This window comes from Streptomyces sp. NBC_00631 (assembly GCF_045206895.1).
GTDB lineage: Bacteria > Actinomycetota > Actinomycetes > Streptomycetales > Streptomycetaceae > Streptomyces.
In genome coordinates this window covers 7,281,203-7,293,544 of sequence record NZ_CP107734.1, presented here as the reverse complement: position 1 = coordinate 7,293,544, position 12,342 = coordinate 7,281,203, and the positions used below count along the sequence as shown (strand labels likewise).

Sequence of the window (12,342 nt, the reverse complement as noted above, 5' to 3'; positions counted from 1 at the left end):
ATGAGGTCTTCCACTGACCTCACGCGTTCGCCATGATTGCCTGCGCATTACACAGGTGAACAACGGTGATCGCCGTGCGGTCAGTGAGGGGACGGAGCCGCCAGATGTCAGATGCGTCCGGTGTGACCAAAGCGGCGGTGGTGACGCCTCTGCGCGCCGCCATCGCCCTGTGCCTGATAGCGCCCTTCGTGGCGATGCTGTGGGTGGGCTCGTACGCCAAGTCGGACCCGGTGTTCATCGGGATCCCGTTCTTCTACTGGTACCAGATGCTGTGGGTGCTGCTCTCCACCGCGCTCACGATGACGGCCTACCAGCTGTGGCAGCGTGACCAGCGCGCCCGCAAGGCCGCCACGAGCACGGACGGGGGTGCGCAGCGGTGAAGGACGGTGTGAACGGCGTCGCGCTCGGCGTCTTCGTCTTCTTCTTCCTGGCCGTCACGGCCGTGGGTTTCTGGGCCGCGCGCTGGCGCAAGGCCGAGAACGAGCACTCCCTCGACGAATGGGGCCTCGGCGGCCGGTCCTTCGGAACCTGGATCACCTGGTTCCTGCTCGGCGGCGACCTGTACACGGCGTACACCTTCGTCGCCGTACCGGCGGCGATCTACGCGGCGGGCGCGGCCGGCTTCTTCGCGGTGCCGTACACGATCCTGGTCTATCCGCTGATCTTCACGTTCCTGCCGCGTCTGTGGTCGGTCTCGCACAAGCACGGCTATGTGACGACCTCGGACTTCGTGCGCGGCCGCTTCGGCTCCAAGGGCCTCTCGCTGGCCGTCGCGCTGACCGGCATCCTGGCAACGATGCCCTACATCGCGCTGCAGCTCGTGGGCATCCAGGCGGTGCTCGACGTGATGGGCGTCGGCGGCGGCGACGGCACCAACTGGTTCGTGAAGGACCTCCCGCTCCTCATCGCCTTCGGTGTGCTGGCGGCCTACACCTACTCCTCCGGCCTTCGTGCCCCCGCCCTGATCGCCTTCGTGAAGGACACGCTGATCTACATCGTCATCGCGGTGGCGATCATCTACATCCCGATCAAGCTGGGCGGCTTCGACGACATCTTCGCCAAGGCGGGCGCCGCGTTCGCCCAGACCAACCCGGCGACCGGCAAACCGCGCGGCGCGCTGGTCCCGGCGGAGGCCGGACAGTGGACGTACGCCACCCTGGCGCTGGGCTCCGCGCTGGCCCTGTTCATGTACCCGCACTCGATCACCGCGACGCTCTCCTCCAAGAGCCGTGAGGTGATCCGCCGCAACACCACGATCCTGCCGCTGTACTCCCTGATGCTGGGCCTGCTCGCCCTGCTGGGCTTCATGGCCATCGCGGCCGGCGTCAAGGTCACCAACGGCCAGCTGGCCATCCCCCAGCTGTTCGAGAACATGTTCCCGGACTGGTTCGCGGGGGTCGCCTTCGCGGCGATCGGCATCGGCGCCCTGGTCCCGGCGGCCATCATGTCCATCGCGGCCGCGAACCTCTTCACCCGCAACATCTACCGGGACTTCATCAAGCCGGACGCCACGCCGAAGCAGGAGGCCCAGGTCTCCAAACTGGTGTCCCTGCTGGTGAAGGTGGGCGCGCTGGTCTTCGTCCTCACCATGGACAAGACGGTCGCCATCAACTTCCAGCTCCTGGGCGGCATCTGGATCCTGCAGACCTTCCCGGCGCTGGTGGGCGGCCTGTTCACCCGCTGGTTCCACCGCTGGGCACTGCTGGCGGGCTGGGCGGTCGGCATGGTCTACGGCACGGTCGCCGCCTACGGCGTGGCCTCCCCCACCCAGAAGCACTTCGGCGGCTCCTCCAAGGAGATCCCCGGCATCGGCGAGATCGGCTACATCGGCCTGACGGCGTTCGTGCTGAACGTGGCGGTCGTGGTGATCCTGACCTTCGCCCTGAAGGCGTTCAAGGCCCCCGAGGGCATCGACGAGACCAGCCCGGAGGACTACACGGCGGACGCGGGCGCCCCGGGCGTGGAAGTGGAGCTGCCGCCGGCCGTGGCAGGAAGCGCCCACTAGAGCGACCACACACAACCCGCAGCGGGCCGCCGAAAACCAGGCACGACGGCGGCCCGCTGTCGTACACACTCACTCGCATGACGATCGTGATCCGCGAAGCGCATCCCACCGAGTACGACCCCCTCGGCGAGATAACGGTCCAGGCCTACCTCCAGGACGGCCTCCTCGACTACGGCGAGGACGACGCGTACCTGCCCGTGCTGAAGGACGTCGCCGCGCGGGCGGCCGCCGCCGAGGTACTCGTCGCCGTGAACGGCGACACTCTCCTCGGCGGCGTCACCTTCGTCCCCGGTCCCGGCCCGGTCGCCGACATCGCCCGGCCCGGGGAGGCCGAGATCCGGGCGCTCGCGGTCGCTCACGCGGCTCGCGGCCGAGGCGCGGGCGAGGCCCTCGTCCGCGTCTGCGTCGACCGCGCACGGGCCACGGACGGCTGCGGAGCGGTCGTTCTGTCGAGCCAGCGGAGCATGCACACCGCCCACCGGATCTACGAACGTCTCGGCTTCGTCCGCACACCGGACCGGGACTGGAATCCCGTGCCACACCTGGACGACCTCACTCTCCTCACCTACAAACTGACGCTCTGACACCACCGCGACACAACATCTGGGGGTGACACCGCAGCCCGGCACTAGATGTATGCTCATGCTCGCTGTCACCGCAGGGGAATCCGGTGTGAATCCGGAACTGTCCCGCAACGGTGTACTTGCGCACATCTGTGCGCAGGAGTCAGTCCGAGGACCTGCCGACAGCACGCCCGGCCACCCGGTCTGGGCGTTCTGACGTCCGGGCCTCGTGGAGTGGGCCGGGGTCCCGACGCGTGCCCGCGTGCGCTCGTGCTGCCCCCTGCCCTCCGCCAGGCCCCGTGCCGAGCGAGGGAGAGCCCCACGTGACCATCGCGCCAGCCGACCCGGCTTCAGCGACCATCTCTGTGGAAGAGGACGGTCCCGGTACCGCGCTGCTGCGGACCCTGGCCGAGCTGACCGCCGACCTCCCCGACGCCGACCCCGGCCGGGTCGCCGCCGCCGCGCTGCGCGGCCGGTCCGCCCGGGCCGACGAGGCGGAGTTGCGGGAGCTTTCCACCGAGGCCGCCGCCGGTCTGATCTCGGAGGACCCCGCCTACTCGCGGCTGGCCGCACGCCTGCTCACCGTCTCCATCCGCGCCGAGGCCGCCTCGCAGGGCGTGACGTCGTTCACCGAGTCCGTGGCGGTGGGGCATCGGGAGGGGCTCATCGCCGACCGGACCGCCGAGTTCGTACGGCTGCACGCGGCGCGCCTGGACACGCTGGTCGACCCCGCCGCCGACGACCGCTTCGGCTACTTCGGCCTGCGCACACTGCACAGCCGCTACCTGCTGCGGCACCCGATCACCCGGCGCGTGATCGAGACGCCCCAGCACTTCATGCTCCGGGTCGCCGCCGGTCTCGCCGAGGACGACACCGTCAGGTCGGTGGACGAGGTCGCCGCGCTCTACGGGCTCATGAGCCGCCTCGACTACCTCCCGTCCTCCCCCACCCTCTTCAACTCCGGCACCCGGCACCCCCAGATGTCGTCCTGCTACCTCCTCGACTCCCCGAAGGACGAGCTCGACTCGATCTACGACCGCTACCACCAGGTGGCCCGGCTCTCGAAGCACGCCGGCGGCATCGGGCTCTCGTACTCCCGGATCCGCAGCCGCGGTTCGCTGATCCGCGGCACCAACGGGCACTCCAACGGCATCGTGCCGTTCCTGAAGACCCTGGACGCCTCGGTCGCCGCCGTGAACCAGGGCGGCCGGCGCAAGGGCGCGGCCGCGGTCTACCTGGAGACCTGGCACTCCGACATCGAGGAGTTCCTGGAGCTGCGCGACAACACCGGTGAGGACGCCCGCCGTACCCACAACCTCAACCTCGCGCACTGGGTCCCGGACGAGTTCATGCGCCGGGTCGACGCCGACGGGCAGTGGTCGCTGTTCTCCCCCGCCGACGTGCCGGAGCTGGTGGACCTGTGGGGCGCGGAGTTCGACGCGGCCTACCGGGCGGCGGAGGAAAAGGGCCTGGCCCGCAAGACCATCCCCGCCCGTGACCTGTACGGCCGGATGATGCGCGCCCTCGCGCAGACCGGCAACGGCTGGATGACCTTCAAGGACGCGGCCAACCGCACCGCGAACCAGACCGCCCTGCCCGGTCACGTGATCCATTCCTCCAACCTCTGCACGGAGATCCTGGAGGTCACGGACGACGGCGAGACGGCGGTCTGCAACCTGGGGTCGGTCAACCTCGGCGCGTTCGTGAGCGACGGGGAGATCGACTGGGAGCGGCTGGACGAGACCGTCCGCACCGCCGTCACCTTCCTCGACCGGGTCGTCGACATCAACTTCTACCCGACCGAGCAGGCGGGCCGGTCCAACGCCAGGTGGCGGCCGGTCGGCCTGGGCACGATGGGCCTCCAGGACGTCTTCTTCAAGCTGCGCCTGCCCTTCGACTCCCCCGAGGCCAGGGCCCTGTCGACCCGGATCGCCGAGCGGATCATGCTCGCCGCGTACGAGGCCTCCGCCGACCTCGCCGAGCGCAGCGGCCCGCTGCCGGCCTGGGAGAAGACCCGTACCGCGCAGGGCGTGCTGCACCCCGACCACTACGGCGTGGAGTTCACCTGGCCGGAGCGCTGGGCGGCGCTGCGCGCCCGGATCGCCGGCACCGGCCTGCGCAACAGCCTGCTGCTCGCGATCGCCCCCACCGCCACCATCGCCTCCATCGCCGGCGTCTACGAGTGCATCGAGCCGCAGGTCTCGAACCTCTTCAAGCGCGAGACGCTGTCCGGCGAGTTCCTCCAGGTCAACTCCTACCTGGTGCGGGACCTCAAGGGCCTCGGCGTCTGGGACGCCCGCACCCGCGAGGCGCTGCGCGAGGCCAACGGCTCGGTGCAGGACTTCGCGTGGATTCCGGAGGAGGTACGACGCCTCTACCGCACGGCGTGGGAGATCCCGCAGCGCGGCCTGATCGACATGGCCGCGGCCCGCACCCCGTACCTGGACCAGGCCCAGTCGCTGAACCTCTTCCTGGAGACGCCGACCATCGGCAAGCTCTCCTCGATGTACGCGTACGCCTGGAAGTCGGGCCTGAAGACCACGTACTACCTGCGCTCGCGCCCGGCGACCCGGATCGCCCGCGCCGCCCGGGCCACCGTCCCCGTGCAGGCCACCCCGGATTCCGAGGCCGTCGCCTGCTCCCTGGAAAACCCCGAGTCCTGCGAGGCCTGCCAGTGATGTCCAACGACCACAAGAACCTGCTCGACCCGGGCTTCGAGCTGACCCTGCGTCCCATGCGCTACCCGGACTTCTACGAGCGCTACCGGGACGCGATCAAGAACACGTGGACCGTGGAGGAGGTCGACCTCCACTCGGACGTCGCCGACCTCGCCAGGCTCACGCCCGCCGAGCAGCACCTGATCGGCCGGCTGGTCGCGTTCTTCGCGACCGGTGACTCGATCGTCGCGAACAACCTGGTGCTGACGCTGTACAAGCACATCAACTCTCCCGAGGCGCGGCTGTATCTCTCAAGGCAGCTCTTCGAGGAGGCAGTTCACGTCCAGTTCTATCTGACCCTCCTGGACACCTACCTCCCCGACCCGGAGGACCGCGCGGCCGCGTTCGCCGCCGTGGAGAACATCCCGTCCATCCGCGAGAAGGCGGAGTTCTGCTTCAGGTGGATGGACTCGGTGGAGAACCTGGACCGCCTGGAGTCCAGGGCCGACCGGCGCCGCTTCCTGCTCAACCTGATCTGCTTCGCCGCGTGCATCGAGGGCCTGTTCTTCTACGGCGCCTTCGCGTACGTCTACTGGTTCCGCAGCAGGGGTCTGCTGCACGGTCTCGCCACGGGCACCAACTGGGTGTTCCGCGACGAGACGATGCACATGAGCTTCGCGTACGACGTGGTCGACACGGTCCGCAAGGAGGAGCCGGAGCTCTTCGACGACGAGCTCCGGCAGCAGGTCACCGACATGCTGCGGGAGGCCGTCGAGGCGGAGCTGCAGTTCGCCCGGGATCTGTGCGGTGACGGTCTGCCGGGCATGAACACCGACTCGATGCGCCAGTACCTGGAGTGCGTCGCCGACCAGCGGCTCGGTCGCCTGGGCTTCGCCCCGGTGTACGGCTCGGAGAACCCGTTCTCCTTCATGGAGCTGCAGGGTGTTCAGGAGCTGACGAACTTCTTCGAGCGGCGTCCGTCCGCGTACCAGGTGGCGGTGGAGGGCACCGTGGACCTGGACGAGGACTTCTGAGCCGCTCCGCGCCGGCTACTTCAGGCCGAGTGCGTCCCCGGATGTCGCCCCGCCCCTCCGCGTGCGCTCCGGTCGCCGTCGTCAGCACCAGGGCCGCCGCCCCGCCGGCCGCGGCCCAGGCCGTTCTGCCTCGCATGATCCTCCCCTTGTCGTGCGCATACCAGGAGAGGCTAAGCGATCAGGGACCTCCCACGGCGGGGGGTTTCCGGGCGGCGCCCGGCCTCTGCGACCCGTCGCGCCTGCCTGAGCTGCCGGTCGACGCGCCTGTCGTGCAGGATGCCGAGCACGGACGGCAGGGCCATGAGGACCAGGATGCCGAGGACCAGGACCATTCCGATGAGACCTTCGATCTGGTTTCCGTTCATGGACACCACTGTGGCGCTCGACACTCCTTACCGCGAGTGGCAGCACTGCCACACACCCTCGAATTACTGCCAGCGACGAGGCACACTGGCAGCATGCTGAGGAACGTGGCGACAGTGCTTCTCGACGGCGTGCACCCCTTCGAGCTCGGGGTGGTCTGCGAGGTCTTCGGCCTCGACCGCTCCGACGAGGGGCTTCCGGTGTACGACTTCGCGGTGGTCTCGGCGGAGGGGCCGGCGCTCGGCACCCATGTGCCCGGCCTCACCGTCTCCACGCCGTACGGTCTCGACCGCCTTGAGGAGGCCGATCTGATCGCGGTGCCGGCCTCGGACGCCAACGTGGCCCGGGACTACCCACCCGAGCTGCTGGACGCGCTGCGCCGGGCGGTGGACCGGGGCGCCAGGGTGCTCAGCGTCTGCTCCGGCGTCTTCGTGCTCGGCGCCGCCGGACTGCTGGACGGGCGCCGGTGCGCCGTGCACTGGCGCCACGCGGAGCTGCTGGCCCGCCGTTATCCGCGCACCCGGGTCGAGCCGGACGTGCTGTACGTCGACGAGGACCCGGTGATCACCTCGGCGGGCACCTCGGCCGGCATCGACGCCTGTCTGCACATCGTGCGCAAGGAGCAGGGCCCGGAGGTGGCCAGGAAGATCGCCCGGCGGATGGTGGTGCCCCCGCACCGGGACGGCGGCCAGGCCCAGTACATCGAGCGTCCGCTGCCCGAGGGCCCCTGCGACACGGTCGGCGAGGTGCTGGCCTGGATGACGGAGCACCTGGACGAGGAGGTCACCGTCGAGCAGCTGGCCGCCCGTGCCCTGATGGCCCCGCGCACCTTCGCCCGCCGCTTCCAGCAGGAGACCGGCACCACGCCGTACCGGTGGATCCTGCGGCAACGGGTGCTGCTGGCACAGGAGTTGCTGGAGGGCACGGACGAGACGATGGACGCCATAGCGGGCCGGACCGGCTTCGGTACGGCGGCCGCGCTGCGGCACCAGTTCGTGCGGTCGCTGGGCACCACTCCGCACGCCTACCGGCGCGCGTTCCGGGGCCCTGAGGCCGCCTGAGCGCGCGCCGGTATCAGGCGTGACCCGCCGCTCGGCCGGTCACCAGGGCACGGGTGCGAGCAGCAGCCGGTGCGGGCGCAGGGTGATACCCACCCGGGTGGTGTCGTCCGACCCGGCGACCTGTTCGAAGCGGTACCTGGCACACAGCGCCGCGGTGATCAGGCTGAGCTGGGTCATGGAGAAGTGGTCGCTGGGGCACTTGCGGTTGCCGACGCTGAAGGGGCTCATGGCGTACTTGGGCACGTCCCCCGCCCGCTCCGGCAGCCAGCGGTCCGGGTCGAAGTCGAGGTGCCCGGCGTACGAGTGCGGGTCGCGCTGGATGGCGTAGGGGCTGTAGACGATGTCGGCCCCGGCCGGAATGCGATAGCCCCCGAGCTCGGTGTCGGCCTTGGCCCGCCGCGTCAATATCCACACGGCCGGCCGCAAACGCATCGCCTCGACGACGACATTGTTGGTGTACGTGAGCCGGCGAACATGCTCAAAACCAACCGGCTGACCACCCGTCACGGATTCGACCTCGGTCCGTACCTTCTCGGCGTGTTCCGGGTGTTCGGCGAGGACCTGGAGCAGCCACATGATCGTGGAGGCGACTGTTTCGCTGCCCGGGGTGAGTATCGCGACCACCTGGTCGTGGATCTCCTGTTCCCCGATGGGGTCGCCATTCTCGTCCCGCGCGTCGAGCAATGCCGTCAGCAAATCGTCCGGCTTTTGACCAGATGCCCGGCGCTCGGCGACGATCTCGTCGACGAGGAGATGCAAATCGGCCAGCGCCCGGTTGAATTCGCGGTTGGCCGGCAGCGGCAGCCGGTACAGCGGACCGAGTGGTACGACCATCCGCCGGTACATACCGCGGAAGACGCTCGCGAGATCGACGCTGAGCCGCTCCGCGCGCTCGTCCATGTACTCGCCGCGCAGCAGGCAGCGGGCGGCGATGCGGACGGCGACCCGGAAGGACTCCGAGGTGCAGTCGACGGTGCGGCCGGGCTGCCAGCGCTCGGTCAGCGCATGCGCCTCCTCCTCCATGATCGGCCCGTAGCCGGGGATCGCGGAAAGGTTGAACGCGGGCTGGATGGTGCGGCGCTGGCGCCGGTGGCGGGGGCCGTTGGCGGTGGCGACGCCCTCCTTGCCGAGCAGTCCCTCCAGGGACTCCCACAGCGGGCCGGCGATGACGAAGTCCGGGTTCAGGGCGAGGGCGCCGGTGAGCGCCGGTGTGGTGACGGCGTACACCTCCTTGGGGCCGAGCCTGAGGCGCACCATGTCGCCGTGGGTGCGGAGCCGGGCCATGAAGGCCAGCGGGTCGCGGGCCAGCCGCCAGCCGTGCCCGAGTATCGGCACCCCGCCGCCGGCCAGGGGCGGTTCGCGCAGTTCACCGTGGACGGATGCCTCGGCGGTCGTGGACTTCACGGACTCGACGGTCATTTCTCACCTGCCGCTTCGTTGTTGACGTACGGGGGCGTGGACCGGTCGTCCCAGCTGTCGACCATGTAACGGCCGGATTCGTGGTGGAACCAGTAGACGGAGCTGAACCAGTTCCGCATATTGGCGACGCAGGCCGTGACGGCGGCGCCGAGTTCTTTTCCGCGCACTGTTCCGTCGTCGAGCCGATCGGCGAACCGCAGCGCGGCCCGCTCGGCCACCAGGAATTCGCGAACGCATTCCTCGACGCGTCGCCTGACTTCGTCGACCGCCTGTTCCAGGCTCATTCCCTCGTGGGTGACGAGACTGATTCCGAGATTGTGCACCTCGTCGCCCGCGATTTCCTTCGGAAGTGAGCAGAGGTCGTTGTACCAGGCGGCAAATTCCTGGCTGAGCAGCGCCGACCTGCGGTAGGCCGGGTTTTTCCTCACGGCGTCCGGGAGTTCGGTCCCGGCGCTCGGCTCCAGCAGGTCCGTCCATATCCAGTGGGCGAAGGTGAGGCGCCGCAGGGCCAGGTATTCCTCCACCCCGGGGACGTATCCCGAGGTGCGGTTGCGGAACTCGCGGTCGTACGCCTCGATCACCGCGTGGAAGTGCCGGGCGAAGCGCTGGTTCCAGGCCCCCGGGAGGAACGAGTACAGTCGCGCGACGCTGTCCGCGAACCCCGCGACCAGGGTGTCGGGATGGTGCAGATGGTGCAGGGGTGCGTCGAGGGCCGCGTGCAGCCGGAACCGCAGCCGCCGCCAGTGGGCCGGCCTGCGGTGCACGACGTCACGGTCGTGGCGGTCGTCCCAGACGAAGAACCAGGCGCTGTAGTCGCATATCGCCTGGATGACCTCGTCGGACGCGCCCAGGTAGTACCCCGCCATGAGGTCGGTGTAGCAAAGACCGTCGGCATATTCCTGTACCTTGTCCGCCGGCATCAGCCGCTTTTCCAGCAGCCAGAGGCGGGTCTTCTCCTGGAGCCGTGGCCAATACGGATGCCGCTGCCGGGGAAACTCGGCCTCGATCACCGGGAGGGCGAGTTGCGGTGGAACCGCGACCGCCGTCGGCGTCGATGTGGTGCTGTGTGAGAAAGCATGCACGAACAAACCCCTCTCAGCCGAGCCAGGTGCGCACACCCCTCCCGCTGTGCCGGGCGTGCGCCGTGCGTATCCCCGCAGTCCCCATTCAGCACCACAACTGACCGGTCTGGGAACGGATTTGCTTCACTCACTACCCCACAGTGCCGAGAATCTCCCCTTGTGTGACTGGTTAGGGATCGCTAGGGGTGCACAAAGGATCGAATGTGCGACGCACAGACGAGCGAGTCCGACCGAACATGACGAACGCCTGGTCGGAGCAGGCCCGACCAGGCGTCACAACTGTCCTTCTGCGTCTCAGTCGTTGGCGACCACGGGGTAGCGTGGCTCGTTCTCGGCCATCTGCCGCAGCGCGTCCTTGCGCTCGCGCTTGGAGAGCCGGTCGATGTACAGGTAGCCGTACAGGTGGTCGGTCTCGTGCTGCAAACACCGAGCGAAGTAGCCGGTGCCCCGCACCTTGACCGGGTTGCCCTTCTCGTCCTGGCCGGTGACCTCGGCGTAGTCGGGCCGGGCGAGCGGGGCGTAGGCGGTGGGCACCGACAGGCATCCCTCGTTGCTGTCGTCCAGCCGCCGCTTGTCGGCCGGCAGATCGACGAGCTTCGGGTTGCACACCACGCCCACGTGCCGGACGCCCGCGTCGTCCTGGCAGTCGTAGACGAAGACCTTCAGGTCGACGCCGATCTGGTTGGCGGCCAGCCCGACGCCCTCGGCGGTCCGCTGGCTGGCGAACATGTCCGCGACGAGCTGGTCCAGCTCCGCCCCGAACTCGGTGACGTCCTTGCACTCCTTGTGCAGCACCGGGTTCCCGACGACGGTGATGGGCCGCGAGGTCCCCCGCTCACGCCAGGCGTTCTCGCGCTCCTCGGTCCCCTCGGTGTCGACGACGAATCCCTCGTCGTCCACGGGGAGCACGCCCACGTGCTGCTGATCGGTGTCCTGCTGCGCCATGACCGCGGTAAGCCTTCCTAGGTAAAACGGGGGTGATATTGCTGATACAGGGTACGTGGAGGCGCCCCGTCAGGGGCGCGCCCCAAAGGGGCGCGGGGCTGAATCGACTTGCGGCTCCGTCGCGTGGGCGCGATCAGCCCCCGCCCGGCCGCACCCGGAACACGACCTCAGCAGACCTCTTCCAAATCCCGCCAGTCCCGAGAATCAGGGCTGTCCGCGACCCACCCGTCCAGCAACCCCCTCACCAGCGCAGCCGGCGCAGCCACCCCGCACTCCCGCTCCGGCACCCACAGCTGCCCGTCCGTCCGATGCCCCAGCGGCCCCGGGTGCCCCGGCTCACTGTGATCGTGGGGATCGAGATGCACCCCGTCGCCCTCGTCCGACGGCATCCGCGACTCGGAGCACATCCGGCACAGCAACCGCACAGAAGAGGACCAGTCCTCCGCCGCGAACCCGGCATCCCCCGCCAACTGCTCCAGCGCGTCCCGGTCCGTCTCCGTCGCCGCCTCCAGCAGCACCACCCACGTCGGCACCGGCGACGGCGCCCACAGCTCGATCTCGTCGAAGACGGGGTACGCGTGCCCGGTCGCCGTCGTGCGCTCGCCGTGCGGCACCCCGTCGTGCAGGACGACCTCGCCCCAGCGCCGCCCGGACGAGGGAAGCGGGATGGACTGCACCTCGATACGGGCGGGGTCCAGCCGCCGCCCCCACACCACCTCGGCCTCCCCCTCCGGAGACAGCCGTACGGCGGCACTGCCCAGGTCCATGCCGTCCGGCTCGCCCGAGACGGCGGCGCCGCCCGGCACCCGCAGCCCGTAGGCCTGCCAGGCCCGCCGGGCCAGCGGCCAGTCCTGCAGCGCGGTCGCCGCGATGCCCACGTTCCACCAGTCGGGCGCCCCGGCCTCCCGGTCCAGCAGGGCCACCGCCCGCAGCCCGGCCGCCCGCGCCTGCTCCCAGTCGTGCCGGAACTTGTGCAGCAGAGCGAGGTTGAACCAGGACTCGGACAGCCAGGGTTCCAGGTCGGCGGCGCGTGTCAGCAGCTCGCCCGCGTCCTCGTACCGGCCGTCGCCGATCAGCGTGAACGCGCGGTCGGTGGCCTGCCGCCAGGAGGCGGAGGGCCGGTGCCGTCCCTTGCCGAAGATCCTCACGATTCCCGCCTGCCAGTTCCAGTTCCGCACAGTGGGCTGGCTTGTGCCCCCGGACATCACCCTCT

11 protein-coding genes and 1 riboswitch are annotated in these 12,342 nt (G+C 69.5%); of the genes, 6 read left to right on the top strand and 5 right to left on the bottom strand.

Annotated features, from left to right (window positions below; genetic code table 11):
* The first annotated feature begins 104 nt into the window (after positions 1-104).
* From OHB00_RS33670 to OHB00_RS33650, 5 genes are all read left to right on the top strand, one after another.
* On the top strand, positions 105-380 hold the full coding sequence (locus OHB00_RS33670) for a DUF3311 domain-containing protein (protein ID WP_406440396.1): 276 nt from the start codon (positions 105-107) through the stop codon (positions 378-380).
* Positions 377-2,005: a monocarboxylate uptake permease MctP gene (mctP, locus tag OHB00_RS33665; RefSeq protein WP_406440394.1), complete on the top strand. Its 1,629-nt coding sequence runs from the start codon at positions 377-379 to the stop codon at positions 2,003-2,005. Before OHB00_RS33670 ends, mctP begins: the two co-directional genes overlap by 4 nt.
* Positions 2,006-2,082: 77 nt before the next feature.
* Positions 2,083-2,589 (top strand): GNAT family N-acetyltransferase, encoded by a 507-nt coding sequence (locus OHB00_RS33660; protein ID WP_406440393.1) that lies wholly within the window; start codon positions 2,083-2,085, stop codon positions 2,587-2,589.
* A gap of 77 nt (positions 2,590-2,666) precedes the next feature.
* A riboswitch (cobalamin riboswitch) is annotated at positions 2,667-2,745 on the top strand.
* A 146-nt stretch (positions 2,746-2,891) separates the two neighbouring features.
* Positions 2,892-5,246 (top strand): ribonucleoside-diphosphate reductase subunit alpha, encoded by a 2,355-nt coding sequence (locus tag OHB00_RS33655; protein ID WP_406440391.1) that lies wholly within the window; start codon positions 2,892-2,894, stop codon positions 5,244-5,246.
* Positions 5,246-6,259, top strand: coding sequence for a ribonucleotide-diphosphate reductase subunit beta (locus OHB00_RS33650; RefSeq protein ID WP_406440390.1), 1,014 nt, complete (start codon positions 5,246-5,248; stop codon positions 6,257-6,259). Before OHB00_RS33655 ends, OHB00_RS33650 begins: the two co-directional genes overlap by 1 nt.
* Before the next feature lie 170 nt (positions 6,260-6,429).
* Here OHB00_RS33650 and OHB00_RS33645 read toward each other — a convergent pair whose 3' ends face one another.
* Positions 6,430-6,624, bottom strand: coding sequence for a hypothetical protein (locus tag OHB00_RS33645; RefSeq protein WP_406440388.1), 195 nt, complete (start codon positions 6,622-6,624; stop codon positions 6,430-6,432).
* A gap of 93 nt (positions 6,625-6,717) precedes the next feature.
* On the opposite strand from OHB00_RS33645, the gene OHB00_RS33640 reads away from it, so the two are divergent.
* Entirely contained in the window at positions 6,718-7,683 is a 966-nt protein-coding gene (locus OHB00_RS33640) for a helix-turn-helix domain-containing protein (protein ID WP_406440387.1), read from the top strand.
* A gap of 39 nt (positions 7,684-7,722) precedes the next feature.
* Here OHB00_RS33640 and OHB00_RS33635 read toward each other — a convergent pair whose 3' ends face one another.
* The 4 genes from OHB00_RS33635 to OHB00_RS33620 form a co-directional block, all read right to left on the bottom strand.
* A complete protein-coding gene (locus OHB00_RS33635) occupies positions 7,723-9,102 on the bottom strand; it encodes a cytochrome P450 (RefSeq protein WP_406440385.1) in 1,380 nt (459 codons plus the stop codon).
* Positions 9,099-10,184: an epi-isozizaene synthase gene (gene cyc1 / locus OHB00_RS33630; RefSeq protein WP_406440383.1), complete on the bottom strand. Its 1,086-nt coding sequence runs from the start codon at positions 10,182-10,184 to the stop codon at positions 9,099-9,101. The genes OHB00_RS33635 and cyc1 overlap by 4 nt, the downstream gene beginning before the upstream one ends.
* A gap of 294 nt (positions 10,185-10,478) precedes the next feature.
* A complete protein-coding gene (gene def, locus OHB00_RS33625; RefSeq protein WP_406440381.1) occupies positions 10,479-11,129 on the bottom strand; it encodes a peptide deformylase in 651 nt (216 codons plus the stop codon).
* 167 nt (positions 11,130-11,296) lie between these two features.
* Complete coding sequence (locus OHB00_RS33620) at positions 11,297-12,277, bottom strand: tetratricopeptide repeat protein (RefSeq protein WP_406446106.1); 981 nt, start codon at positions 12,275-12,277, stop codon at positions 11,297-11,299.
* Between the last annotated feature and the right edge of the window lie 65 nt (positions 12,278-12,342).